The 25884-nt window shown below is 42.1% G+C and carries 30 protein-coding genes, 1 tRNA gene and 1 pseudogene; 10 read left to right on the plus strand and 22 right to left on the minus strand.

Translation table 11 applies throughout. The annotated features are described in order from the left end of the window. Positions 1–6: 6 nt before the first annotated feature. Positions 7–759 (plus strand): slipin family protein, encoded by a 753-nt coding sequence (locus tag ARCPR_RS01145; protein ID WP_012939637.1) that lies wholly within the window; start codon positions 7–9, stop codon positions 757–759. Between the two features lie 65 nt (positions 760–824). Here the strand turns inward: ARCPR_RS01145 and ftsY are convergent, their stop codons facing one another. The 10 genes and pseudogenes from ftsY to ARCPR_RS01195 form a co-directional block, all read right to left on the minus strand. After that, on the minus strand, positions 825–1928 hold the full coding sequence (gene ftsY, locus ARCPR_RS01150) for a signal recognition particle-docking protein FtsY (RefSeq protein ID WP_012939638.1): 1104 nt from the start codon (positions 1926–1928) through the stop codon (positions 825–827). After that, a complete protein-coding gene (pfdA, locus tag ARCPR_RS01155) occupies positions 1928–2347 on the minus strand; it encodes a prefoldin subunit alpha (protein WP_245526143.1) in 420 nt (139 codons plus the stop codon). The genes ftsY and pfdA overlap by 1 nt, the downstream gene beginning before the upstream one ends. A gap of 1 nt (position 2348) precedes the next feature. After that, positions 2349–2522, minus strand: coding sequence for a 50S ribosomal protein L18Ae (gene rpl18a, locus ARCPR_RS01160; RefSeq protein WP_012939640.1), 174 nt, complete (start codon positions 2520–2522; stop codon positions 2349–2351). Between the two features lie 12 nt (positions 2523–2534). Further along, a complete protein-coding gene (locus ARCPR_RS01165) occupies positions 2535–3188 on the minus strand; it encodes a translation initiation factor IF-6 (RefSeq protein ID WP_012939641.1) in 654 nt (217 codons plus the stop codon). A gap of 61 nt (positions 3189–3249) precedes the next feature. After that, a pseudogene (locus ARCPR_RS01170) lies at positions 3250–3510 on the minus strand (50S ribosomal protein L31e); the annotation flags it as partial. Between the two features lie 3 nt (positions 3511–3513). Further along, a complete protein-coding gene (locus tag ARCPR_RS01175) occupies positions 3514–3666 on the minus strand; it encodes a 50S ribosomal protein L39e (protein WP_012939643.1) in 153 nt (50 codons plus the stop codon). Between the two features lie 5 nt (positions 3667–3671). Then, complete coding sequence (locus ARCPR_RS01180) at positions 3672–4001, minus strand: DNA-binding protein (RefSeq protein ID WP_012939644.1); 330 nt, start codon at positions 3999–4001, stop codon at positions 3672–3674. Between the two features lie 10 nt (positions 4002–4011). After that, the gene (locus ARCPR_RS01185) at positions 4012–4461 is read right to left on the minus strand and encodes a 30S ribosomal protein S19e (protein WP_012939645.1); all 450 of its coding nucleotides are present in this window, start codon (positions 4459–4461) and stop codon (positions 4012–4014) included. 4 nt (positions 4462–4465) lie between these two features. Further along, positions 4466–4690, minus strand: coding sequence for a YhbY family RNA-binding protein (locus ARCPR_RS01190; protein ID WP_012939646.1), 225 nt, complete (start codon positions 4688–4690; stop codon positions 4466–4468). Positions 4691–4696: 6 nt separating this feature from the next. After that, the gene (locus tag ARCPR_RS01195; RefSeq protein ID WP_012939647.1) at positions 4697–5509 is read right to left on the minus strand and encodes an MBL fold metallo-hydrolase; all 813 of its coding nucleotides are present in this window, start codon (positions 5507–5509) and stop codon (positions 4697–4699) included. A gap of 94 nt (positions 5510–5603) precedes the next feature. On the opposite strand from ARCPR_RS01195, the gene ARCPR_RS01200 reads away from it, so the two are divergent. Beyond that, positions 5604–6365, plus strand: coding sequence for an MBL fold metallo-hydrolase (locus tag ARCPR_RS01200; RefSeq protein ID WP_012939648.1), 762 nt, complete (start codon positions 5604–5606; stop codon positions 6363–6365). A gap of 18 nt (positions 6366–6383) precedes the next feature. Further along, positions 6384–7718, plus strand: coding sequence for a glycerate kinase type-2 family protein (locus ARCPR_RS01205; RefSeq protein WP_012939649.1), 1335 nt, complete (start codon positions 6384–6386; stop codon positions 7716–7718). On the opposite strand, the gene ARCPR_RS09675 is transcribed toward ARCPR_RS01205, so the two are convergent. The 4 genes from ARCPR_RS09675 to ARCPR_RS01225 form a co-directional block, all read right to left on the minus strand. Beyond that, positions 7699–7842, minus strand: a complete 144-nt coding sequence (locus ARCPR_RS09675) for a hypothetical protein (protein ID WP_012939650.1) — start codon at positions 7840–7842, stop codon at positions 7699–7701. The genes ARCPR_RS01205 and ARCPR_RS09675 overlap by 20 nt on opposite strands. A 60-nt stretch (positions 7843–7902) precedes the next feature. Next, positions 7903–8349, minus strand: a complete 447-nt coding sequence (locus ARCPR_RS01215; RefSeq protein WP_012939651.1) for a hypothetical protein — start codon at positions 8347–8349, stop codon at positions 7903–7905. A 224-nt stretch (positions 8350–8573) separates the two neighbouring features. Beyond that, positions 8574–8647: transfer RNA gene (locus ARCPR_RS01220), tRNA-Met, on the minus strand. An 82-nt stretch (positions 8648–8729) separates the two neighbouring features. Next, positions 8730–8948 carry a histone family protein gene (locus ARCPR_RS01225; protein ID WP_048084303.1) on the minus strand — a complete coding sequence of 73 codons (219 nt, stop codon included), beginning with the start codon at positions 8946–8948 and terminating at the stop codon, positions 8730–8732. A 110-nt stretch (positions 8949–9058) separates the two neighbouring features. Here ARCPR_RS01225 and ARCPR_RS01230 point away from each other — a divergent pair, with 110 nt between their 5' ends. From ARCPR_RS01230 to ARCPR_RS01240, 3 genes are all read left to right on the plus strand, one after another. Then, complete coding sequence (locus tag ARCPR_RS01230; protein ID WP_012939653.1) at positions 9059–10234, plus strand: CBS domain-containing protein; 1176 nt, start codon at positions 9059–9061, stop codon at positions 10232–10234. A gap of 113 nt (positions 10235–10347) precedes the next feature. After that, positions 10348–11577, plus strand: coding sequence for an isocitrate dehydrogenase (NADP(+)) (icd, locus tag ARCPR_RS01235; RefSeq protein ID WP_012939654.1), 1230 nt, complete (start codon positions 10348–10350; stop codon positions 11575–11577). A 32-nt stretch (positions 11578–11609) separates the two neighbouring features. Continuing rightward, a complete protein-coding gene (locus tag ARCPR_RS01240; protein WP_012939655.1) occupies positions 11610–12947 on the plus strand; it encodes an RsmB/NOP family class I SAM-dependent RNA methyltransferase in 1338 nt (445 codons plus the stop codon). 103 nt (positions 12948–13050) lie between these two features. Here ARCPR_RS01240 and ARCPR_RS01245 read toward each other — a convergent pair whose 3' ends face one another. The 6 genes from ARCPR_RS01245 to ARCPR_RS01275 form a co-directional block, all read right to left on the minus strand. Beyond that, on the minus strand, positions 13051–14148 hold the full coding sequence (locus tag ARCPR_RS01245) for a DUF1646 family protein (RefSeq protein WP_012939656.1): 1098 nt from the start codon (positions 14146–14148) through the stop codon (positions 13051–13053). Between the two features lie 4 nt (positions 14149–14152). Next, entirely contained in the window at positions 14153–14671 is a 519-nt protein-coding gene (locus ARCPR_RS01250) for a hydrolase (RefSeq protein WP_012939657.1), read from the minus strand. Between the two features lie 55 nt (positions 14672–14726). Continuing rightward, complete coding sequence (gene acs / locus ARCPR_RS01255) at positions 14727–16709, minus strand: acetate--CoA ligase (RefSeq protein ID WP_048084686.1); 1983 nt, start codon at positions 16707–16709, stop codon at positions 14727–14729. A 265-nt stretch (positions 16710–16974) separates the two neighbouring features. After that, on the minus strand, positions 16975–17697 hold the full coding sequence (gene thyX / locus ARCPR_RS01260; RefSeq protein ID WP_052294174.1) for an FAD-dependent thymidylate synthase: 723 nt from the start codon (positions 17695–17697) through the stop codon (positions 16975–16977). Positions 17698–18311: 614 nt separating this feature from the next. Further along, positions 18312–19496: a hypothetical protein gene (locus ARCPR_RS01270; protein WP_012939662.1), complete on the minus strand. Its 1185-nt coding sequence runs from the start codon at positions 19494–19496 to the stop codon at positions 18312–18314. Beyond that, complete coding sequence (locus ARCPR_RS01275) at positions 19493–19825, minus strand: SWIM zinc finger family protein (RefSeq protein ID WP_012939663.1); 333 nt, start codon at positions 19823–19825, stop codon at positions 19493–19495. The genes ARCPR_RS01270 and ARCPR_RS01275 overlap by 4 nt, the downstream gene beginning before the upstream one ends. A gap of 53 nt (positions 19826–19878) precedes the next feature. Here ARCPR_RS01275 and ARCPR_RS01280 point away from each other — a divergent pair, with 53 nt between their 5' ends. Next, entirely contained in the window at positions 19879–21708 is a 1830-nt protein-coding gene (locus ARCPR_RS01280) for a S16 family serine protease (protein WP_012939664.1), read from the plus strand. Here the strand turns inward: ARCPR_RS01280 and ARCPR_RS01285 are convergent. Continuing rightward, complete coding sequence (locus ARCPR_RS01285) at positions 21673–22812, minus strand: TIGR00297 family protein (RefSeq protein WP_012939665.1); 1140 nt, start codon at positions 22810–22812, stop codon at positions 21673–21675. The genes ARCPR_RS01280 and ARCPR_RS01285 overlap by 36 nt on opposite strands. Between ARCPR_RS01285 and ARCPR_RS01290 the strand changes: the two genes are divergently transcribed. Genes ARCPR_RS01290 through ARCPR_RS01300 form a run of 3 tightly spaced genes read left to right on the plus strand, consistent with a single transcriptional unit; the run spans position 22788 to position 24845 of the window. Further along, complete coding sequence (locus ARCPR_RS01290) at positions 22788–23366, plus strand: undecaprenyl diphosphate synthase family protein (protein ID WP_245526144.1); 579 nt, start codon at positions 22788–22790, stop codon at positions 23364–23366. The two genes, ARCPR_RS01285 and ARCPR_RS01290, sit on opposite strands and share 25 nt — an antisense overlap. After that, the gene (locus ARCPR_RS01295) at positions 23356–23829 is read left to right on the plus strand and encodes a PUA domain-containing protein (protein WP_012939667.1); all 474 of its coding nucleotides are present in this window, start codon (positions 23356–23358) and stop codon (positions 23827–23829) included. Before ARCPR_RS01290 ends, ARCPR_RS01295 begins: the two co-directional genes overlap by 11 nt. A 29-nt stretch (positions 23830–23858) precedes the next feature. Then, positions 23859–24845: a tetratricopeptide repeat protein gene (locus ARCPR_RS01300; RefSeq protein ID WP_187286415.1), complete on the plus strand. Its 987-nt coding sequence runs from the start codon at positions 23859–23861 to the stop codon at positions 24843–24845. Here the strand turns inward: ARCPR_RS01300 and ARCPR_RS01305 are convergent. Next, positions 24802–25875, minus strand: a complete 1074-nt coding sequence (locus ARCPR_RS01305; protein ID WP_012939669.1) for an FAD-dependent monooxygenase — start codon at positions 25873–25875, stop codon at positions 24802–24804. The two genes, ARCPR_RS01300 and ARCPR_RS01305, sit on opposite strands and share 44 nt — an antisense overlap. Positions 25876–25884: the final 9 nt, after the last annotated feature.

The following is a 25884-nucleotide window of genomic DNA, read 5'->3' on the forward strand; positions in this document are numbered from 1 at the left end:
CTATTTATGGAAATTGCCACTTTGATTGGAGCAGGTCTTGGAATAATAGTACTGCTATTCCTCCTTTCAGGAATAAGGATCGTAAAGGAATATGAAAGAGGTGTTATATTCCGTTTAGGTAGATTGGTTGGAGCAAGAGGGCCCGGTCTTTTCTACGTGATCCCTATTATTGAGACTATGGTTGTTGTAGATTTGAGAACCGTGACGTACGATGTCCCTACTCAGGAGGTAGTTACAAAGGACAACGTGACCGTTAGGGTTAATGCGGTTGTCTACTACAGGGTTGTCGATCCTGAAAAGGCTGTGACGGAGGTTGCTGATTACAGATACGCCACCGCTCAAATAGCTCAAACAACTCTGAGGAGTGTGATAGGTCAGACTGAGTTGGACGAGCTTCTGTCTGAAAGGGAGAAAATAAACGTGAAACTACAGCAGATAATCGATGAGGCTACGAACCCGTGGGGTATCAAGGTTACCGCTGTAGAGATCAAAGATGTAGAATTGCCTGAGGAAATGAGGAGAATCATGGCTATGCAAGCTGAGGCTGAAAGAGAGAGGAGAGCTAAGATAATTAGGGCTGATGGAGAACTTCAAGCTTCAAAGAAGTTGCTTGAAGCTGCGCAAGTTTTAGAGCAAAGTAGAGGAGCTATGATGCTTAGAATTCTTCAGACACTGAATGAGGTTGCATCTGAGCAGAACACGACGATAATATTGCCGATTCCAATAGAGATTCTTGAGTACTTCAAGCGAAAGAACTGATCAACTCTAATTTTTCTGTTTTGCGATATTTTACTGAACTTTCGTAAGTTATGTTAACGTTGCTCTCAAATTCCACCGAAAATTCTCTCAACCAACCATCTCGAATCGAACTTTACAAGGTCGTCGTAGCCTTGGCCAGTACCCAAGAATAGGATGGGCTTGCCTGTTACGTAGCTTATTGATATAGCAGTTCCACCTTTTGGATCGGCATCAATCTTCGTTAGGATTGTTCCATCAATTCCCACAGCCTCGTTGAACATCCTTGCCCTCTCAACAGCGTCGTTTCCAGCTATGCTTTCATCGACAAAGATTACCAAATCTGGCTTAGTTACCCTCTTTATCTTGGCTAACTGATCGATGAGGTTTTTCTTGGTGTGCATTCTTCCAGCGGTATCTGCCAAAACGATATCTATTCCCTTGCTCTCAGCATGCTTTAGAGCATCGTAGATAACCGCACAAGGATCTGCTCCCTGCTTGTGCTTTATAACTTTCACACCCAAACGCTTACCGTGTTCCTCCAACTGCTCTATGGCTCCAGCCCTAAACGTATCACCGGCTGCCAAAACAACGGAGTAACCAAAGTCTATCAACCTTTTGGCAACCTTGGCTATCGTGGTGGTCTTGCCAGTCCCATTAACTCCAACGAAAACAATGTTAAGCGGTCTCTTCTCCTTAAGCTTGCTCTCAACGAATTCGTCAAAATCGAAGCGGTTTCTATCGAGTATATCTAATATTATCAGCTTTAACTCATTTATGACAATATCGGAGATTTTCTCTCCAATCTTCCTTCTCCTACCAACCAATCTATCCTTTAGCTGTCTCGAAATCTCCTCAACAACCTCCAAAGCGACATCGCTCTCAAGAAGGATTATCTCCAAATCTTCCAAAATCTCTTCGACGCTCTTTTCATCTATTACAACTTCCCTATCCTTAACAAGAGCAACGATCTTATCCTTTAAACCGACTTTCTTGGGCTTTTCATCTTTGGAGGATTCCACTCTACCCTCAACGGTTTTAACAACCTCAGATTTAGCTTCCTTAACTTCAGTTTTCTTAACTTCAGCCTTAGTGGGAGTCTCAACAGCTTCTACTACTTCCTCTTTTTTCTTAAACTTTTCATCTAACTTCTTCTTAAAAGCGGAAAGTTTCTCTTTAAGCGATTTAAACATTACTTCTTCTCCTCCTCTTTCTTCGCCAATTCAACCTGAATTTGCCTAACTTTCTCGATTATCTGCTGGAGAACCTGCTCTAAGTTTGCAACATTCTTCTGAATTAGTTCTCTCTTCTTCTTCAGGAACTCTATTGCTTCTCCAACTTCCTTTTCAACAACAACTCCAGCTCCGACATCTACAAGCATCTTCTTAGCGTTTTTTACATCAACGTAAGCGAATATACCTCCACCCAAGTTCATCAAAGCTTCAACGGTTCCATCCAATGAATTGAAATATTCCAAGCTCTCTATGGTCTTCTCGAGCTGTGAATCTACAAGCTCAAGCTCGATAATTCTCCTCTGGATCGCCTCAGCCTCGCTTTGAAGTTGTTGGAGTATGTACAGCTTTTCCTCTACCTCTTTCTCCAAAAATATCACCTCAAACAGCCTTAATGGACTTTATCTTTATTAAGTTTCTCTTCACTTTGTGGTTGCTACCCAGAAGCGAGTAAACCTTTTCCAAGGCAAACTTCTCGTTGTGTGCCTCTACAACCTTCCTGAACTTCTGCCAGACCATCCCATTCCTAAAAACACCCTCCACCTCGAACTTCATGCCACCACCTCCTTACGGGAATAAGGCTTCCTCAATCAATCCCAACTCAAATCCAGTCGTGTCCTTTCCAGCTATGTACCCCTTCGAATTAGCAACCAAACCCGTTCCTACAAGCTCAACTCCGAAGTTGACAGTTCCTGTTCCGACTTCCACTTTCATAACCTTCTCAACTCTCTCTATCTCCCACTCGCTTGAATTGGGATTCAGTAGTCCACCTCTGTTCGTTACAACTGCCGACATTCCTACGGTTTTCACTCCTCCTATTGTCCCTCTTGCAGCTTCAACGTTCAAGAAGTCAATCACAGCGTTTTCTATGGCCTTATCGACCTCTGGATGTATTATTGCACCTTTATCGTTCACACATACAACGTTACCCAAGCATGTCACATTGGATTCTACTGTCTTAACCTCTGCTACCTTTCTTATTATTTCGAGTTCCTTGCTCGAAATCTGTGAGTTTACGAGTACTCCATTGGAGTTTGCACATGCCAATGCACCGACAAGCTCTGATCCCATGATTGTCGTCACCACTACATCAACGTCAAGCTCTTCTCTCAAGTATTCCTTGGCCTTTTCGTCATCTACTCCGAGTATTGCGAAGTCTTCAGTCGCTCTTATGTACAGTCCAATCAGTGGAACTCCCTTGATAGCCAAAAGCTTAGGCATGCTGACCTTCTACTTCCTCTTTCTTCTCTTCTTTTACTTCACTTTTTACCTCACCAGTATAAAGCTCTGCCTCAACTATTCCGTCATCGAACTTTACAGCCCTTATCCTTATCTTTGCTGGAGGCTTCTGAATTCCTCTCTCCCAAATCTTGAGGTTTATGCTTGGATCAATCTTTATGTTCTCTTCACTCACCTTCATGTGCCTGCTAAGAAATCTCCTGATGTATCTCATTGCCTTCACAGCTCTGAGCCATCTTGGATACCTCTTGAGCTTGTGCTTCAACCTTATCGAATAAACCCTCTCAACCTCCACCTTCGCCATACCTCACACCTTCAACTTTTTATGTCTCCAATGCCTCTGCTTCGGACTCCTAACAAACCTCCTGTTTGTCTTGATTATAACCCAAAGTGGAGGTCTTCTGTTGGCTTTTAGGAATTTTGCCAATCTCCTCTTAACGCCAACAGTCTTCTTCCCCATAACCATCACTTCCTTATTATTCTTGGCTCCCTCTTTCTCGAAGCAATCTGCCTCAATATTGCCACAAGGACATCGTCACTTATCCTATTCTTTATCCTACCGCTTTGAGCCAAAAATATCAGCTGATTTTCAACCGCTTCAGCTATATCCGGATGAGCAAGTTTGAGTCTCGCCAATCTTTCCCTCGCCTCTGGCTCAAGAATTTGCCTGAGTATAGCCTTCTTTTGCAATTCAATCTGCTGTTTCATCTGCTCTTTTTGGATCTCCTCCTCTCTCATCTTCTGCAATTCCATCATCTTGCGTCTTCTAATTTCTTCAAGCTCTCTTTCATCCATAAGAATCACCTCAGTATTTAGCTAGTTCAGGTATTTCTTGAACGAGCTCTTTCTTCATTTCAGCAGCTATCTTGTCTAGGAACGATCTGCCCTTTGGTGTTACTACTCTACCCTCCTTTGTCTTTGTAACGAATCCAGCCTTTTCAAGCTGCTGAAGAGCCTTCCTTATTATCGAACCGCTACCCTTTCTAAATTTCTCTGGCTTGACTCCCCTGTTCTTCCTTCCGCCGTAGGCAGTTCTCAACCTTTCGATTCCGACTGGGCCGTCGATGTAAACTTTCCTGAAGATCGAAGCAACTCTAATCCACCACCAATCCTCCTGCTCTGGCGCTCTTTCCTTATGAACACCAGTTTTGACGAACTTCGCCCACTCCGGTGGAGTAAATTCTGGCATCTCTTTCAGTCTCTCTGCAACCCTGTGAATGAGCATATCTGCTGGGACGTCATACACCGTAGCCATACCATCACCTCTTAAATGTCAATACAAACCCTCTCAGATCGACCAGCTTACCGTTAACATGTTTTGCAATTTCTTTCGCAAGTTCTCTCCTATCCATACCCTTCATCGTGATCGTCCTGAAGTTTCTGAGCATTCTAACCTTAACCATCCCGTGCTTTTCGAGAGCCTGATTTATCTCGTTTATAACCCCTTCTGTTATACCCCTCTTACCGATGTTTATCGTGATCATAGGCTTTCAGTTTTTAGACTTGTTAAAAAACTTTACTACGCTTCCGACTCCAACGATCTTGCACTTATCTCCAAGCTTAGATTTTATCAAGAACTCGTTTTCCAAACCCGTGCAGTGGCAGGGAGCAATAAGTTCAACTTTCTTATCAAGCCAGCTGATAGTATCTAGGAGTTCGTTTCTTTTCAAAGCTATCAAGTGTGTACCGCCGACGATATATTTAACTTCATCACCTACAACTTCCTCCGCGTATTCCACAGTATTTCTTAATCCAGCATGACAGCAGCCCAGAATTAACGCTATTCCATTCTCAGTTTTGATAGCTACGCTCTGATCATCCATTATCTCATCGAACTCTTTCTCTCCATTTCTAACGATGTAAGAGTTGGAAAGTAAAGCTGGCTTATGCTTTCTTGGAATTTCTCCCAAAGCCCAAATGTTCTTCGCAACTTCGACAGGTTCTCTATGCTCTATTATTTTCGAATAGGCGGAGATCTGCTCCCTCTTAAACGGTATCCCAATGTAGTCTCCCTTGTAAAACCTAGGTAGGAAAGCATCTGGATGTGCATAAATTATCAAATTGAACGCTTTCAAAAACTGTATAAGTCCACCAGTATGATCGTAGTGTCCGTGGCTCAAAATAACCTTCGCGGGCTTGTCCTCCTTAAGAATAAGCATGTTTTCGAACGCAACTCCCGTCTGTCCGGTATCAAACAAAATGTTCTCCTTAGCCTTTATCAGAGCGGAAAAACCCCACTCAGCCTTTAAGCCCTGTGGCCTCAAATCTACAACCTTGTTGTCTGCTAAAATTACAACCTCCATAGGCGAAGAGCTTTTTTGAGACTTTAAACTTATCGAACTTTAAATAAAACCAGCACGGACAAAGCTTAAAATCGCTAAACGGTTTCAATTTGTTATGAGAGTTACACTGTTGGGAACAGGCGATTCAACCGGAATTCCAATCATAGGTTGCCATTGCAAAACTTGTGAAGATGCAAGGAAAAAAGGATGGGAGAGGAAGAGATTCTCAGTTATGATTCAAAACGAAGGAAAAATTCTGCTCATCGATACATCACCAGATATGAGAAGACAACTCTTGGATACGAATGTTGATAGAGTCGATGCTGTGATATGGACTCACTGTCATTTCGATCACTTCGGCGGATTTGGTAACTTCTATCGAGTTCAGAGCGATGTAAAGGTTTATACAACTCCAAAGATTCACGACGACATTGGGAAATTCATGAGTTTTATGGAGTACAAGCCAATCGAAGTCGAGTGCTACGAACCTTTCGAGCTTATAGGACTCAAGATAACGCTGTTCGAGGTAAATCATCCGCCGGTCGATGCGATTGGTGTTAAGATTGAGTGGAACGGTTACAAAATAGTGGTCAGTGGAGATACCAATGCCGACATACCTAAGAGAAGCTTGGAAGAAATGGAGGAGCCAGACCTCTTCATCGTTGAAGCTTTAGCACCTAGAGGTAGATTTAAAAAGCATATGAATGCTGAGGAGGCTTTAAGCTTGGCTAAGAAGATCAGGGCGAGAAAAACTGTCTTAACACATGTAGGACACTTCTTCCCACCTCATGACATTGCTGTGAAGAAATATCCTATCGGTTACGACTATCAAAGTTTTGAGTTCAGCAACGTCAAACTTACGAGGTTTTTTAAGTGATTGAAGCTATTTTGAATTATGAATGCTGACGAGCTTCTTCACGGTGACGTAGATGCTAAGAAGGTTGCTCTAAAGCTCTTAGAAGCTGTTTTGGATCTATCCAATCCATACAAAGTAGTTATAAATTCTGTTAGGCTTGAAGGGGATACTCTGAAAGTTGAAGATAAGTCCTTTCCCATTAGAGGTAAGGTGTATGTGCTGGGATTTGGGAAGGCCTCATGCCCGATGGCAAAAGCTTTGGAGGATTTGATGATTGATAAGATTGAAGAGGGCTTGGTTATAACAAAATACGGTTATTCTCTCCCCCTTAGAAAGATCGAAGTTGTAGAAGCGGGACATCCGATACCTGATGAGAATTCATTAAAGGGTGCTTTAAAGGGTGTTGAGCTTGCCAAAAAGGTTGATAAGGACGATACTCTGATAGTTTTAATATCGGGCGGTGGTAGTGCTTTGTTCATACTGTCAGAGGACGGAATTAGCTTGGAAGATAAAATAAAAACGAACGAGCTCCTCCTAAAGAGTGGCGCGAAGATACACGAGATAAATACCGTTAGAAAGCACATATCTAAGGTTAAAGGGGGTAAGCTTGCCAAATTGGTTAAGGGAACACTCATAGGTTTGATAATATCTGATGTTGTGGGTGACAACTTGGAGGTCATAGCTTCGGGACCGACCGTAAAAGATCCGACAACCTTTAGAGATGCTTACAGGATTTTGAAGCTCTACGACTTGTGGGACAGAATCCCTGAAAGTGTTAGAAGGCACATAGAGCTAGGGCTGGAGGGGAAAGTGGAGGAAACTTTGAAAGAGGACTTGCCAAACGTGCACAACTTCCTCATAGCTAGTAACAGGATACTCTGTGAGGGTGTTGCAGAGAGGTGCTCTAAGATGGGATACGATGCACACATCCTGACAACAACACTCGAAGGAGAGGCGAGAGAGGTTGCAACAGCTTTTGGATCAATAATTCAGGAGATTTACAGCTTTAACAGACCGTTCAAAAAGCCCTGCGTACTCATAGCTGGTGGGGAAACGACGGTTACAATTGAGGGTGAGTCAGGCTTAGGTGGTCCAAATCAGGAGTTTGCTTTAAGCGTTGCGAGGAAGATTGCAGGTTTGAGAGGAGTTGCTGTTTTGGCTATGGATACGGACGGAACCGATGGACCTACAGATTCCGCTGGAGGTTTGGTTGATTCTTATACGGTTGAATTGCTTGAGAAGGAGGGAGTCGATGTGGACGAGTATTTGAAAAAGCATAACTCCTACGAAGCTTTGAAAAAAGCTAGGGCACTGCTTTTGACTGGTCCAACTAGAACTAACTTGAACTCTATTGTTATCGCTGTTGTTCTTTGACATGATCTAGAGAAAAAGACAAATCTTCTTTGGATGTCTTCTTTAATTCCAAGTACTCTTCAACTTGCCACCCACTTAGATCATTCTTGGTAATCTCCTTGAACGTCTTAAATACGTCATCCATAAAATCTCCCTTATGTGCTCTTCTATCACATCGTACAGTCCAAAAACATAGCACTTATCTTTAATCATCTTTAAGTTTATATTTTTCAGGTATTAATATGGAAATTTCACCTAACTTACCTACTCTTCCTCCTTCTAACCAGATTATAACCTTCCTTCCAGGAAAGAAACTCCATGGAATGTTTTTATCTATGGTTTCTATTTTTTCTAAAGCTTTCTCAATTGATTTATCAATTACTACGATCATAGTCCTTAGAGCTATCTCGTATTCGTCTTTATTTTTATTCAGTAAAAGAGCTTCTAACGGTAACTCATCACAATCGGCATGGAATAATCCAACGATATCGAACATCGTTCCCGAATCAGGATTGTATACGTTTACCCATGGACTACATTTTCCCAAAAATGCATTAGCAACACTAATTTTGAAATTCTGTGCTGTATCAATTTTAATTCGTTTTTTTATAGTGTATCCATCATTCATAAGCAATCTTGCTACTTCCTCCATAACTTCTTGATAAGTACATCCTTCATATGGGTTAGACATAAATCATCATAGCACAGACATTAGTAAAAAGTTTATCATTTATCTATCAGGGGTTATAGTTTGCATAATCGTGAACCGTGATATGAGAAACGATATACGTTGATATAATCAAGGAAAATGAGTGTTCATGTATTTTGAAGCAGCAACCTGAGAGTGATCGCAAGGGTATGGACGAGGAGTAGAAGTGCCGAGGCCGGGATTTGAACCCGGGACCTACGGATTATGAGTCCGTCGCCCCGACCAGCTAGGCTACCTCGGCTTGGCATTTATTAGGCTGATAGTTATTAAAAGCTTTCGAATAGAAATTTGATCGTCAAAAATTTAAAGAAGGAATAAAATAGTTAAACCTTCAAGATCTCTTGAGCAGCCATCTTTATGTCTTCCTCTCTAACAGTCTTTCTTCCAGCATTCTTTGCCAACTCCGAAGCTCTCTTGGCAATTTTGATTGCCATCTCCTCTATAGCCTTGGCCAACTCTGTCTTTGCAGCTTCACTAACCCTCTGAGCACCAGCCCTTCTCAAAATTCTTTCGACGGGTGCAAGTGGCAACTCCACACGCATCACCTCCTCTAATTATATTAATTTTTTCTACACAACCATTATATAAACGTTTAGGTTGTTCGGAGGAACGTATAAATAGCAATCCTCGAACTTGAGTTGAGGTGATGGGTATGGATGTTGAAAAGCTCAAGAGTTTGATTAGGGAAGATTATGAAGTCATAGATGCAAACGAAACAATCTCAAAAGTAGTCCCAATGCTCGAAAAGTGGGAAAGCAAGAGTGCCATACTCGTTGAGGAGAACGGGGAGGTAATCGGCGTTATCAGGGAGAGGGACTTGCTAAGAGGCTGTGTTATGGTAAACCCGCACGAGACCAAGATAAAACACTTTGTAATACCAACAGGGATTTTAAGCTTGGATGATCTTACCCCTGAGAAGGTTGCAAGGAGGTTCGTAGAAGATTCTACTCCATTTGTGGTTGTAAGATTGAACGGCAGGTACGGAGTGATAAACATCGATGACTTCTTAAATTTGCTAAAGTCCGAACTGAGCGATGTTAGGGCAAAGGATGTCATGAATCCTGAGGTAATAACAGTTTTAAGGGATGCAACGGTTGCCAAAGCCCTTGCAACTATGAGAACTAACGGTGTTGACAGAGTAGTCATTATAGATGAGAATTACAAGGTGGTGGGAATTATTACAGGTAAGGATATAATCGATAGAATATTTGCTCCAAGAAAGAAAGCCAGAACAGGTGACTTCAGCGGTGAGAAAGAAAAAAGTCTATCTATAAAAGTTGAGAGTATCATGAGTTATCCCGTAATTACCGCTGAGAAGAACGATTCGATATCCGAAATTATAGACAAGATGATAGAGAACAACATTTCGAGCGTTGTAATAACCAAGGATGGATTCCCAGAGGGAATAGTTATAAAGAAGGACATACTAGAGTATTATCTCAAGCAGGTAACCCCAGTCAAGTACACTTATCAGGTCGTTTTGAAAGACGTTGAACTTGACGAGTTCGAGATGGACAGGATAAACAAAGACTTGGAAAACTTCCTCGACAGATTCAAAGAATACTTCGGAGAAGCAATTCTATTCGTTTATATGAAGAGACATAAGGAGTTCTACAGAGGCTTGCCACTTATCTACGTAAGGCTAAAACTTGCGAGCGACAAGGGAGTCTTCTTTGCAACGGGTGAGGGATGGGGTGCCGAGTACGCTTTGCATGCAGGATTGAGAAGACTTGAAAGGACTATTCTGGAACACAAGGATCTACAGATGGACAAAAAGATGATAAAGAGATTCTACGAGGACGTTTTCTCCGATTTTGTGAGTATATGATTTCCAATATTTTATCTACGCCAGAATAACTGCTTTTTAACAACTGGGGAAAAGTTCCAATCAGCTTAACTAAGAAAAGGTGATTTTTTTATACCTGTTTTAGCACTTCTGCCATGCAACTTAAACCGCCAGAGGAAGGAGAGAAGATAGAGTACAAAGATGGGAAACTCATTGTCCCAGATAATCCGATAATACCTTTCATAGAGGGCGACGGGATTGGAGTTGATGTGACACCAGCGGCTATAAAGGTTTTGAATGCAGCTGCGGAGAAGATAGGTAAGGAGATAGTTTGGTTTGAGATATATGCAGGGGAGAAGGCTTACAAGCTCTGCGGCGAGTATCTTCCTAAGGAAACGTTGGATGCGATAAAAGAGTACAGGGTTGCTTTAAAGGGCCCACTCACGACACCTGTTGGAGGAGGTTACAGGAGTTTGAATGTTGCAATAAGGCAAATACTGGATCTCTACGCTTGTGTGAGACCCGTCTACTATCTTAAGGGTGTTCCGAGCCCCTTAAAGAATCCTGAACAGGTAAACATCGTAATATTTAGAGAGACGACTGAAGACGTCTACGCTGGAATAGAGTGGAAGGCTGGAAGTGAAGAGGCTTTGAAAGTTATAAACTTCCTTGAGAAAGAGTTCGGAATAAAGGTTAGAAGAGATTCTGGAATAGGTTTAAAGCCGATAAGCGAGTTCGCAACCAAAAGGTTGGTCAGGATGGCTATAAAGTATGCAATAGAAAACGGAAGGAAGAGCGTTACACTCGTGCATAAGGGTAACATAATGAAGTACACGGAGGGAGCTTTCAGGGAGTGGGGTTACGAAGTTGCTTTGGAGGAGTTTAGGGATTACGTGATAACTGAGGAAGAGCTTTGGAACAACTACAACGGTGAAGTTCCAAAAGGCAAGATCGTGATAAAGGATAGGATTGCGGATAACATGTTTCAGCAACTGCTCACTAGAACTGCTGAGTACGATGTAATCGCCACGATGAATCTAAACGGTGACTATCTAAGCGATATGGCTGCAGGATTGGTAGGTGGATTGGGAATTGCTCCCGGTAGCAACATAGGCGACGGGATTGGCGTTTTCGAGCCAGTTCATGGAAGTGCACCTAAGTACGCTGGTCAGAACAAAGCGAATCCCACTGCTATGATCCTAACAGGTGCTTTGATGTTCGAGTTCTTAGGGTGGAGGGAAGGTAGTGAAATAATAAAGAAAGCTGTAGAGATGACAATTCAGCAAGGGATCGTGACTTACGATATCCACAGGCAAATTGGGGGAAAGTTGGTTGGAACGAGGGAGTTTGCTGAAGCTGTGATTGAGAACATTCAGAGTCTTTAACTTTTTTATAGCTTTTCTTCAAAACACTCCACGTGTATCGGATTAAAGAGAGAGACTTCGTAATACTCACGGAAGTTTTGAGGAAAGCGGATGAGATCAAGCCGAGCCAATACGCTAAGAGGATGGTTTTTGAGAAGTATAACATACTAGGTACCCACATCGACAGAATTTTGACAGCAGTTTATTATAAAATAATGAAAAGACTTGGTGTAATCGACAAGATCATCAGAGACGTTGTGGGCGTTCACCCCAACATCCTCGACCCTTGGTTGAGATCGGCTTTGAGAGTTACAATCGAGTTTTTGGTTTTCGAAAAGAAGTATACAAAGCATCTCGACAAGGAGAGGGTTAAGAAGGTTGTAGCTGATTTCCTTTCTAACGTAACCCATCCATACGTTGGGATGTACTATTTCGAGACTTTCGAAAGGATTGCCAGCTACAAGCTCGAACCGAAAGATGAAATCGAAAGGTTGGAGTTTGAATACCTTTTACCAGCTTGGTATATCAGAAAGATGAAGGAGCTTTTGGGTGAGGAGGCTGAGGAGCTTTTCAAAGCCTTTAACAGAGAGCCTATGATTAGCATAAGGGTAAACACTCTCAAAGCCACAGTTAAAGAGGTAATAGATCATTTGAGAAGGCAGGGGAAGGAGGTAATTGTGAGCAGCGTTGTTCCTACAGTCTTAAAGTTCGAAGGTCCCTACGACTTTGACAAGTCCAAGCTCTACAGGAAGGGAAAGTTCGTAGTTCAGGAGGAAGCTTCGGCTTTAGCCTCAATTCTACTAGATCCAAAGCCGAATGAAACTGTTGTCGATCTCTGCGCTGCACCAGGAGGTAAGACTATCCACATGGCTGAGCTTATGAGAAATAGGGGAGTTATTCATGCCTTTGATGTAGACGAGCTTAGGCTTAAGAGAATGGAGGAGTTGATAAAGCGTTGCGGAGTTAAAATTGTAAAAATATACAAGATGGATGCGAGAAAAGCTGTTGATGTTTTGGGAGAAAGTATAGCCGATAAAGTTATGCTTGATGCGCCATGCACATCCGATGGAACTTTAATGAAGAATCCCGAGCTCAGATGGAGAATCAGGGAAGAAAAGATTGAGGAGATCGCTCAGCTTCAATACGAGCTCCTAAACACGGGAATCGATTTGTTAAAGCCGAAAGGTAGAATACTTTACTGTACGTGCTCTATTTTTAGAGAGGAAAACGAGGACGTCGTTGAAAGAGTTCTGAAGGAGAGAGATGATGTTAAGCTCGTTCCGCTTGAAGGTTATTACTCCGAGGGATTCCTTAAAGTGACTATTAGGGCTTTTCCTCATAAACACAACACGATAGGCTTCTTCTATGCTCTTTTGGAGAAGACTGAATAGCCTCAGACCCGTGGAGGATCATCACCAATCAGTATGTGCAAAATTCATCATCGGCTTTTTTAACAACTACTAAGGCGAAGCTTTATCAAAGTTCCCACAAGGGTTAGAGGTTAAAGGAGCATTCGGCCATTAAAATAACAAAGTAGACTGTGAGGAGTACTACACCCAGTGGAACTCCAACTCTTGCCCATTCGTTCATCCTTATCTTCAACCTTCCAGCTGAAACGATGTTTGGTATGTTTCCGGGTATAAGCATTCCACCAGAGATTAACAAACTTATCAGAGCGCTTTTTATCTGCATTAGACTCATTTCAGGCTCTATCTCTACCGCTACAAGCGTTGCATTGTCAAGTATTGCGGAAATTGTGTTTAGCCAGTAGAGTCCAACAGGTGGGACCTTTGAAAAGTACCATACTGCAAGTGGTGACAAACCCTTTCCGAGCAGAATCAGGGCTGAGACAAACGTGTAAACCCTTATAGCCCTTACAATCACATTTCTCAACGATTCCTCGTATATGGGCACTTCCATACGATCTACGCTCACAGACCCTATCCTGTAAGCTCCGTATAAGGCCAAGGCTAAAACTCCCGGTATTACGTATATCCCTAAAAGTCTTAGGAGGAAGAAGAAGTCTGCATGATAAGGTTCGCCTTTGAGCTTGGAAACGGCGATTGTTGAAAGAGGTTCACCAACTGGGGTTAACGCCGCACCTAATCCGACAGCAAAACAGGCAATTACAACGAATTCAATTTTCTTTCTCCTGTCAAGGGGGAGTATTAAAGCAATCTCGGATAAAATTACCGCCGTTACAATTACAGATATTATGCTCGAAATCAGACCAAGGAGAGTTATAATCATAAATGCGAACACTCTTATGCCTACAATTCTCAAAAGACTCAAAAATCCGTTGTAAATCTGCCGATTAAACTTGTATATTATTAAACCGAAAATGAGAACAACTTGAAATATTCCTATTGGTACGGGCGTGTTTGGAAGCCAGACAGGTTCCTTCAAGGCCTCAACAATTAGCTCGTAACTCCATTGGCCGGAGATAGTTACGGCTATAATACCCATTATCAAGAAGAAGGGCTCAAGGTTTTCCTCGACTATTCTCACCCTAAAGGGAAAGATTAGGACGAGTAATAGAATGACAGCCAATCCGAGAGATATGTGGAGAACTGGCTCTTGTGGAATTTCCAATTTATCACCCCTTTACTATTTCGAGAATTTCCTTAAACTTCTCGTGTTCAGCCGTTTTCATTATCTCATAGATCAGGCTTTCGGCAGTGCATAGCTTGACACCCTCCTGCATCATTCTCAGGACAGCAACATCCTTGTCTATCTGCTTCCTCGAACCAATGCAATCTACGGCAACGTAGACTTCGCAACCCTCCTTAAGCAGATCCAAAGCCGTCTGTAGGATACATATGTGCGCTTCTATTCCAATTAAAGCAACCCTCTTAGGACTGAGCCTTTTAAACTCTCTGTAAAATTCTTCACATCTCAAACAGCTAAAGGACATTTTCTGAATAGGTTTGACATCTATTAGATCTTTTATCACTCCTATAGTACCTCCAAGCTTCTTCTGTTCAGTAATTAGAATGGGAAGTCCGAACACCTTATACGCCTTTATTAATTTAATCGAATTATTTATAATATCTTCAACATTTTGTATGTGCTTCACAAGTCTTTCCTGAAAATCTATGACTATAAGACAGTGCATGGGCTGATGAAAGATGATAAAAAATATAAAGTTTTACCTTCTATCACGTAAAAAATTAGATTTGTTCCTCTAAAGCTCTCTTTAGCTCTTCGTAGGACTTCTTTATTTCTTCAAGAGCTTTCTCATCCTCCAAAGTTGTTACATCTCCCAACGGCTGCCCCGCAAGTACTGCTCTAAGGAGTCTTCTCATTATCTTACCGCTTCTCGTCTTAGGTAGCTTAGTTACGAAGATTATCTCTTCAGGAGTGGCTATTGGTCCTATCTTTTTCCTTACCCATTCCCTAAGTTCTCTCTTCAGCTCAACACTGGGCTCATAACCGTCCTTAAGTACAACGAAAGCTACTGGTACTTCACCCTTTATGTCGTGTGGCTTTCCTATAACCGCAGCTTCGCTAACGGCCTTATGGGCAACAAGAACACTCTCAAGCTCCATCGTTCCAAGTCTATGACCGCTAACGTTGAGAACGTCATCGATTCTACCCATTATCCAGAAGTATCCATCTTCATCAATTTTAGCACCATCTCCAGTGAAGTAGACTAACTTGCCTTCGAACGCACTCCAGTATGTCTTGATGTATCTGTCTGGATCACCCCAAAGCGTTCTCAGCATTGAAGGCCAAGGTCTCGTTATTACCAACTTTCCACCCACGTTGGGTGGGCAAGGATTTCCTTCGTCATCCCAAACTTCAGCTTTGATACCGGGGAACGGTTTTGTAGCAGAACCGGGCTTGAGCTTTGTTACACCCGGTAGTGGGGTTATCATTATCATTCCAGTTTCGGTCTGCCACCACGTATCTACTATCGGACATCTTTCTCCACCAATGACTCTGTAGTACCACTTCCAAGCCTCCGGATTTATTGGCTCACCAACTGTTCCCAAGAGTCTGAGCGATGAAAGATCGTGCTTCTTCGGCCACTCTTCGCCAAGTCGCATGAAGTATCTTATTGCTGTTGGAGCTGTGTAGAATACCGTTACTCCGTAGTACTCTATTATGCTCCACCATCTGTCGGGCTTGGGATAATCCGGAGCTCCTTCGTACATGAGTACTGTCGCACCGTTGCTCAACGGCCCATAAACAACGTAGCTATGCCCTGTTATCCAGCCTATGTCAGCAGTACACCAGTAGATGTCGTCATCCTTTATGTCAAATATCCACTTCGTTGTTATGTGCGTTCCTACGTTGTAACCTCCATGAACGTGCAAAACTCCCTTAGGCTTGCCAGTCGTTCCAGATGTGTATAGTATGAAGAGTGGATCTTCGGAGTCCATCACCTCTGGTTCACACTTCCAAGATGAACCGTATTGAACGTCGTCCCACCAGAAATCTCTATCCTCCACCATGTTAACATCCAATCCGAGTCTGTCGTAAACTATAACGTGCTCAACACTTGGAGCATCTTCTAAAGCCTCGTCAACTATCTTTTTAGTCTCTACAATCTTACCTCTTCTGTAAAATCCGTCCATTGTTATTACAACCTTAGCCTTAGCATCATTTATCCTGTCTCTTAAAGCCATGGATGAGAATCCTCCAAACACAACACTATGAATTGCACCTATTCTTGCACAAGCCAACATTGCAACTACAAGCTCTGGAACCATACCCATGTAGATCGTGACTCTATCTCCCTTCCTAACACCCAAGTTCTTAAGAGCGTTTGCAAATCTGCACACCCTTCTGTAGAGCTCGTAGTATGTTATGACTCTCTTATCATTCTCTGGCTCACCCTGCCATATTATGGCGGCCTTGTTCTTCCTCCAAGTTTTAACGTGCCTATCAAGGCAGTTGTGAGTGATGTTTATCTTTCCTCCTATGAACCACTTGTAAAACGGTGCGTTGCTATCATCAAGAACCTTCTTGTACGGTTCAAACCACTCCACCTCTGTTCTGGCTATCTCATCCCAGAATGCGATCCAGTCCTTCTCAGCTTTCTCGTAAATTGACTCATCCTTTACCCAAGCCTTCTCTCTGAACTCCTTTGGTGGTTCATAAACCTCTTCAACCTTTAACAGGGATTCAATCGACTTATCCTTTTTCATCAAACCCCTCCTTTTTATCACGTTCTATCGTGATAAAATCATGTGTAGTATTTAACATTTTTCACCGCTTCAGCGATTCAATACTACGCAGGATAGGTGCAGACTAAATAATATAATACATCGAAGATTGCAAGGCAAATGTCGATGTAGTGAGAAGGCTATGTGATTACAAGGTTAGGAAATTCTGAAAAAGCTCTAATGTTGCAATCTTTATGGATTTGAAATTATCTGAGTCCTGAAATAATGGTAAGACAAGCTTGTTTCATTATTTCTGAACTTTCCCTTTCCACGTTTCCTTTATTTTCTTTTTGGTAGGAATTATTTTTGCATAAGGACAATCCTTAGGCCTTGCCTCGTTTTCGGGACACAGTCCTAAGTTGTATCCTCTGCATCCAATGTTCTCGAAAATTTCGGGGTAAATCTTCACAACGATGTCGTAAATCTTTTGAGCCAATTCACGAATTTCTGGCGCCGCCCTCTTGCATAATCTCAAACCCAAGAAGTTTATCAATGATCTCGCATTTATAGTCCAAACATAGTGAGTGTGTGTAGCCATTGGCAGAACGTATCTCGCTACTTCTCTAGCTTTTTCCTTACTGTATCCTTTTTCAATCATTTTGTCAAATACTTTGACGTAATGCTCCCTCGCACTTTCCATAGCCTGTTTGAACATCTCAACGAGCTCAGGATCGTTTCTGATTGGAGGAGGAATTACATAGCCAAAATTCCTTTCATCATGATATCTCGTTGATCGAGCGGTATGGCTAGCAATTCTATGTTCCAAAAGCTCCCTACTTAAAGCTACACTAATTTCGCTAACATCAAAGGTAAAAACGATGTGCTCCAAAACACTGCTGTAGTCATTTTCAACAACCATCCTTACGACTTCCTCATCCGAAATGTCTGGTGGAATTCCACTAACTCTGCAGCTTTCAGCTATCAGCTTAATCCCATCTGGCGTGTATCTCAAAAGTTCAACTTTGACCATGAACAGAGTTAACTGTATCACTTTAAGGTTTTTGTCAACTTCGCTTAAATAGCTTAAATTATCCTCCACGGTGGAATTAGCCAAGAAACATACGAAATTATCCAAACAGCCCAAACAATAACAGCGGTGGTAATGTTCAATGCTATTAGAAAAACAGGAACGAAAAGGAATATCAATCCCATAGACAGTTGAAAAAGGATTATTTTCCTTAGAGAGTTATCGAATCTTGACTTAATTATAAAGCCATCCAAAATGTACATAACCAATGAAAGGTAGTATACAATGAGTACAGACGATATCGTCACTTGGTTAAATGCGTTGAGGAGCTCGTTGCACACTGCCTTATCTACTTTGAAGAAACCGCATGTATATCCCCACAAATATGATGAAGTAAAAACAGTTGTCACAAAAAATAATTGGAACACTTAAGCCAATCCATACAAGCGCGTAATTTCTAACCCAATCAACGAAATTCTCAGCTTTTCGCTCCCTGCTCAATGCCTGAGCATAAAACAGGATTACGAATGTCAAAATTATGAAAGCTAAACCTATAAACTGAGTATGCAGGCTTACAAGGCTTAAATTTAAGTCGTGCAAACTTAAATTGGTTGCATTCATTCTATCTCCTCGTAAACCTCACTGAGTAGCTTTGCAAGTCTGACCTTAACAAAATTCTCGAACTTCTCGTTTAGCTTAATTCCTCCCTCCCTCACTTCAACCACTCCAAGCTCTAAAGCCCTATCAAATTCTACACCCCTACCAAATCTCTTCTGAGACATATCAACTATCTCCTTGAACCTTTCAACGTAGCTCCTATCAATTTCACAGAAACTCATGCTCGAAAGTACACTTGCTACTTCTCTCGGTGTTCTGTACACTACTCCTAAGAATGTTCCGTAAACATCGTGAACGGGACATCTGAAAGCCAAACCCATTCTTGCCAACTCTTCAAATAGCTCAACCACGTCATTGTAAAGCACGGTGTAGCAGAGGGCTGAACACAGACCTTCCAAAGGAGTTCTACCTCTTGCAAGCTTAATTAAGCTGTGAGCATCGATTCTGGCTATTAGATCATAGAAGTTTGAAGTGCTTTCGAAGTCTATATCTCTAACGACCATTCCTCTTCTATCTGATAGACCCATAACCGCTACGAAGAGCTTTCCAAAGCCGAATTTTTTTGCGATTTTGTAGATTTTACCTTCATCGATTCTATCGTAAATGGCACATTTTGCAATTCTGACTCCATCTAAGGTTAGTGAGGCTGTAATATTCTTCGGCTTAACGATCTCCTTAGTTTCCCTTACAATTAAGCCCATCTCGTTCAGATATGGAAACAGTGCAGAATACGGGACTTTTTGCTCCGTACTCTCTAAAGCTTGACCAGCTGTGTATAGGAATACAATGGCTTCAATCAACTTCTTTCCGATCGTTCTCCCGTATCTATCGCACATGAACGCAAAAGCCTTCTCGTAGAACGCTTTATCTCGATCAACGTAACTTTTCAACCAATCTTCGTAGGGTGTGAAATCTTTGGAAAGTACCGTTGAGAATGCTCTGTGAACGTTGTCTAAAGTCGTGAAGATTACGTCATCCTCAACATTCTTGAAATTTGTAACTACTACACATTTGCCCAACTTCCTGTACCTCTCAGCGTTGGGATGCATCGAAATATCGCAGATCAACTTCTCTCTGCCTAAGCATAAAACGTCTACCCATCCCAAGCTCGTTCTGTAATACAGCTTAGGCCTTAAGCCAGCTTCCTTCACAGAATCCTTGATATATTCCAGAATTAACCTCATTTCGACACCTCTAAGTAGTCAATATAATAAGCATCGACAAAATCGTAGAGGTTAAGCCTTTTGGCAACTTCAACTGCTATAATGTGGGCACACGGCTTTTGGAACTTGAGATTGAGTTGAAAGTCCCTACATGTGCAAAACCATTCATCAACTATGTACTCTTCACCGCCTACAACGATAAAGAAGTCTTTATACTTCTTTACTCTTCTTTCCACAACGTATCTGAACGCCTTTTTTCCTCTCTTCCCGTAAAATCTAACAAGAGCTTTGTAGAGATCGAGACTTAAGCCTTTCTTGAGAGCCTCCTCAACTTCTCTAACCAATTCCACAGTCCAACTTCTACCCTGAGTTAAATTTTTTTGCTCGTAACTAAACTTGGTTCATGAAGAAGGCAGTAATTCTATTGCTGGCATTCATGCTAATTATCTTTCCAGTGAACGCAAAGACCGTTAACATAAAAGCAGTTGCTGTTAAGAGCGGTGAGAAGCCAGAAGGAGCTGTTATAGATATAACCGTAACAGTCACAGACGGTGAAGGAAAAGTCTTCGTTTCAACTTCGCCATACACAGAGATAGATATGCAGGGATCGGCTCAACTTGCAGCTTTAACCGCTTGCGATCTCTTAGGGCTGGATTTTACGAAGTACAACTTCTATTACGAAATAGAGGCGGATGCACCAATCGTCGGAGGTCCTTCGGCTGGCGGAGTCATGACAGTTGCAACAATCTGTGTCCTCAAGAATCTCACACCCAGAAGCGATGTATTCATGACCGGAATGATATACCCTGATGGATATATAGGCCCAGTTGGCGGTATTCCTTACAAGCTTGAAGCTGCTGCCAAATCAGGGGCAAAAATATTTCTGATTCCAGAAGGACAGAGAATAGTTTACATAACTAAGACAGTTGAAGAGAAGAAAGGACCATTCGTCTTCATAAGGCAGGTTACCGAGCCTGTTGATGTTGTGGAGCTTGGAAAGAATTTGGGCGTTAAAGTAATAGAAGTTGAGACGATTGAACAAGCTCTGTGGTATTACACTGGCTATACAATTTCGAAACCACAGCTGAAAATAAATCTAGCCAAGTATTCTGATATTTTGAAGATTCTTGCAACAAAGATGGAAAACGAGACGATAAATCTCAGGAATGTTGTTGGTGAGGTTAAAGAGGCTGATGAACTGATTGAGAAAGCCAAAAGGCATCTGGAAGAGAGGTATTACTACACGGCAACATCTGAATTCTTTCAGGCGAAAATAATTCTAAGAAAGGAATATTATTCAAAAACTTTGAAGAGTGATGAAGACTTAGAGAATGCGTTTAAGGACGTCGAATCTGAGATAGCAGAACTCAAGAACTACCTTAGGGAAGTCGAGGACAATGTGGGTGTTGAGTCATTCCAGATAGTGGGTGCTGGGGAGGAGAGAGTTGCATGGGCTGAGAAGTACCTTGAGAATGCCAAGGCATCTGGAAATTGGTACTCCGCTATAGACTATTTGGCTCTTGCGAAGGAGAGAGTCGAGAGTGCTAAAGTCTGGCTTTCCCTACTTCAAACGATAGAGGAAGATGTTCCTCTAAATAAAGGGGAGTTAAAGAAGAGGACTGAATTCTACATAAGAATAGTGCAGTCTCTGATAGTCTACGCAAATTCAGTAGGAGGGTATAGCAACTTGATAGATCGGGCGGAGCAGTCCCTCCAAATAGCTCAGAATCTCTACAATGATGGATTCTACTCTGGAGCCCAGATAGCATGTATGGATTCGATGGTGGAGGCTGGTTTGGCTGTAGAACTGATCGCTCCGAGTAGTGTTTTTGAGGACATTTTGAAGTCAAAGCTTGAAAGGGTAGAAAAAGCAGCAGAAACTTCTATAGCTGAAATAGAGCAAGCTGTAACGCCAATACTCCCCGTTGCATACTTCGAATTTGCAAAGAGCTATTATGAAAGCTATATGAGTACAAACGATGTTAGAGATGCCGTCTACGCTCTGATATACTACAAGCTCTCAGAGAGGTTAGCTAAAGTCATGCTACTGGTTTCAAAGGCTTACGAGGAGAGGCAAATTATCAAGACGGAAATTCCACCATTTACGCCTTCAGAGTATAGCAAGACATCGATAGAAAGGATAGAGTACATAGAAGTCCCGGGATATTCTGCTCTAGTCTGTGTAATTGCAGTGGGATTAGCATACTATAAGCGCAAGAAGTCCAGAAGATAATGTTGCAAGCAGATTTACGCCAGCGTTATTCAAAAATCCCTTTCTTTCAAGCGTAGCTCCTAAAACACTGTCTACGTGAACACCAAAGAATCCCAGAATTGTTGCAACGATCAAACCTCTCAAATCTATTACACCTAAGAGAAAAGCAATTAAAGAGATTATAAAACAGCCCAAGAAGGCTGAAACCTCTCCAATTAATGATATCCCCCCACTTTCACCGGGTTTAACTTTTTTGAAATTTGTTATGAGGTAAACGTTGTCTGCAGTCTTACCTATTTCGCTTGCCATGGTATCTCCCAAAGCTGTGGCAATCGATGCTGTAAAGGCAACTGAAAAAGCCTCCATCCTGAAGACGCCATAGTTCATGGCGAAGAATAGAGCTGGTAAGCTGTTACTGAAAACGTTAGCAAACCCCCTTGCACCTCCAGCCTGCTCCGCAATGCCCCTCTCAACTTTCAGGCTATATCTGTACTTTGTTACGGCCGAACCGACCACGTAGAATGTGAGCAAAACTAGGAAGTATCTTATGTCCGTATAGACTATTGTTATTAGTCCTATGAGTGTTGCGCTCATTAAACCGCTCTCATCTGCTATTTTAGCCTTCAAAGCTAGGAGACTTAGGATAAAAGATAGTACAAACGCTAAAGCGATCTGCCAGAGCGGAGCATTTAGTGCATAGACGTGGAAGACAGCTAAAGATGTTGAGACTGCGAGGAGGATTAGCATAGGCTTGGCCTTGATACTCTCCATAAGAGAAGCGGAAAGAGAAGCTATTAGAGCTAGGAGAATGATATAGTTAATTTCCCAGTTTAGGAATACGTTGAGGTAGAGGAGATATGCCAATGATAACGCAAAGTAGACTGCAATTGAGGATATAGCTCCTCTTACAAACCTGTGACCGATAAGTATGAATATCGATGTAAAAGAAACAACATTGGAAAGACCGATCTTGGTGAGCAAAAGCAAGATGAGAGATAGAAACACGGCATCAAAGTCCTTGTATTTCCTGATGTGAGCGGTAACAGTAGCAATTACAGCGAGGAGGATTACCAAATCCGTTGAAAGGGGTGATATCAACATTGATAGGGATAGTATCTCGAGCATGGCGTTGGTTGGATGGACTATTTAAAAACGTATCAGATTTCCTTTTGAGAGTTTACATCAAAAAGCTCGAAAGAGAATTGATGAAAGGAAGGATGCCCAAACACATAATGATAGTTGCTGATGAGAACTTCCTAAACAGGTTGCAAGAGTTTGTAAGGTGGTGCAAGAAGTTTGGAGTTGAAGAGCTGACCGTCTGCGTGAGAAGAGGGGAAAAGAAAGTCGAAACTAGTCTTTTGAATGGTGTGAAAGTTAACTACGTCATAGGTTACAGCGGGAAGGATGAGATAGTTGATGCTGTGAGAGAGCTTGCTAGACTTGTCGATAAAGGTGTTTTGAAGGCTGAAGATGTTGATGAAAAAGTTGTTGAAAGATTTTTGAAGATAAGAAGCTCTCCGGATTTGATAATAAACGTTGGAGACGAAATTCCCGAATTTCTCATATGGCAAAGCATATACAGCGAGCTTTATTTCGCTGACATAAGCCAGTTCAGGTACGTAGACTTTTTAAGGTGTTTGAGGGATTATCAGAGGAGGGAGAGAAGGTATGGGCGTTGAAGAAAAGCTCCTGAAAATGGTAAGGGTAATAGCGGATTATCAGTTTGGTAGAGGAGCGGGGAAAGCTCTGTTCCCTGACAAGTGTAAATTCGTTTTATCTCCAACGACTGGGAAGGTCAGGCAGATCAAGTATGAGGGTGTTAGGCTTGCAACGCTTAAAGCCGACACGGGACTTTTCACACTCAGCATAGAGGGAGCCAAGAGATTGCATCGAGCTTTTGATTATCCCAAGCTTAGGGTTGTAGTTTTGAAAGACGTTGCAGAGTTTATAGCAAAGGGAAGAAACGTATTTGCGAAGCATGTTGTTAATGTTGATGAAAGCATAAGAGCCAATGACGAGGTTTTGGTCGTCGATGAGGATGATAACCTCTTGGCAACGGGAAGAGCCGTTTTGAGTGCTAGGGAAATGATGGAATTCGACAGAGGTATGGCTGTAATGGTTAGGCAAGGGATCAAACAATAAACTTAAATACTACCTCCAAAATGCCCGTTATGAGAGAGATCGTTAAGGAAGTGGCAGAGCTCATAAGAGTTGGAGAACCGATATTAGCCTTGAACTACGTTATCAGCAAAGCTCCTGAGGACATAAAGGAGAAGGCAAAGCACATTTTTGACGATCCTAAGATCATCGAAGAGATTGAGGATGATTGGGGTAAGCTACTGGCTTTGATATACTATTCCCACATGCTCAAGGTATCTTCAAGTGACATGAGTAGGAGAGGAATTGCTGGACAGGCAGTCTCAGCTTTAACTGGAGCTAAGTTGAGCAGACAACTTGAATCGAAAGAGCTCGAAGCTATGTTTCTGTTAAGTGGTGGAAAAGCTTTGAGCTTAATGGGAATGAAGGATAGAGCTGAAGTATGCTACGTCAAAGCAGAGGAACTTGTGAGGGAACTCATTAAGGAGGACAAAAGCTGGCTTAAGGAGCTTTCAGATATTTTAAACGATCTGGGAATAATATACGTTGAAAGTGGCGATAGAGAGAAGGGTAAGGCTCTACTTGAGGAGGCTTTGGAGATAAGGAGAAAGCTGGCAGAGGAAAATCCAGCCTTTAAGCCCATGCTCGCTCAAACTCTCAACAACTTGGCATCTCTCTACAAAGACCTCAGAATTTACGACAAGTCTGAAGAGTACTTTGCCGAGGCGGAGTCAATATACAGAGAGTTGGCAGAGGCAAACGAAAACTACAGGGTGGATCTGGCTGTTGTTTTGTGCAACTACGCATCGCTCTTTAGAGTAATCAAGGAGCATAAGAAAGCTGAGGAACTTTACCTTGAAGCTCTGAGCATATTCGAAGAGCTGGCCAAGAAAAACGAGTTCTATAAATCTGCCATAGCTGATGTCTGCATGTATCTCAGCGGGCTTTACAAAGACATGGGCAACTATGAAAAGTCCAAGGAGTATTTTGAGAGAGCCAACAAGACGTTTGCAGAATTTACAGCAAAGATGACAGCTTCATCAGAATCTTCCGCCTCTTAACAATTTTTAGGATCAGTGGAATCAGCTTTAGTAGGGTTGAAGGTCTATCCATATCCAACTCTCTAGCAAGATCTCCGTGTTCTCTTGCAACTCCAATCAGATAGTCGTAGTCTTCCGGCTCCAAAGTCCTGTACAGCTTTGCAATCTTTGTCCCAACTTTGTATTCAATCCTAAGATCTTTCACATACTCTTTCTGAACTTTTTTGAGATTTGGAAAGTGTTTAAGCTTTTCAACTGCCTTAAGAATGTAGTAGAGCCCACCTCCAGTGTAGGGCTTGACCATGCCAGCGGAATCTCCTATGAGCATAACCCTGTCTTTTACAAAATCTACCAGTCCTATGGGAATTGCACCAGCATTTAACTCCAAAACGCTACCTTTAACCCTTTTACCAAGCCATCTGAGTAACCTTCTCATAACTGGCATTGGATTCTGGCTTGAAATTACTCCTATCTTTGCGAATTCGTCAAAAGGGATTGCGTAGCAGAAGTAATCGGAAAATCCGAAGTAGATTTCAACGAGATCATCGCTGATACACTCAAACCTGCATGTAATCTGTAATGCAGAATATACCTCAGGTTTCTTGAAATTGAATACGTTTGAAACTGTTGAGTATACACCATCAGCACCAATAATATAATCGTAATCAAGCTCAATTTTTTTACCCATACTTCTTAAGACCGCTTTACCCTTTTCAACTCCCAAAAACTTGGTTTTAATCATTACATTTGCGTACTCAGACGCTTTGGCTAGAAGATCTCTATCCAGAAGTTTTCTTTCAACTACTACTGCTCCCACCTTTCCCTCAAGCTCAACGCTGTTGTTTGGTGAAAAGAATACAGCACCTCTTATATCGTTAACCTTACAGTCCGAGAATTTTTTCAGCTCTCTATAGCATCTTTCACTAATCAGTCCAGCACACTGAACGGGAAAGCCAGCAGATGAATGCTCTTCCACAACCGTAACATCATAGTTCTTCAACGCGATTGCAGAGAGGGATCCAGCTGGGCCTCCGCCTACGATTAGTATCATTGTTGAGAA

The organism is Archaeoglobus profundus DSM 5631 (assembly GCF_000025285.1).
Lineage (GTDB): Archaea > Halobacteriota > Archaeoglobi > Archaeoglobales > Archaeoglobaceae > Archaeoglobus_B > Archaeoglobus_B profundus.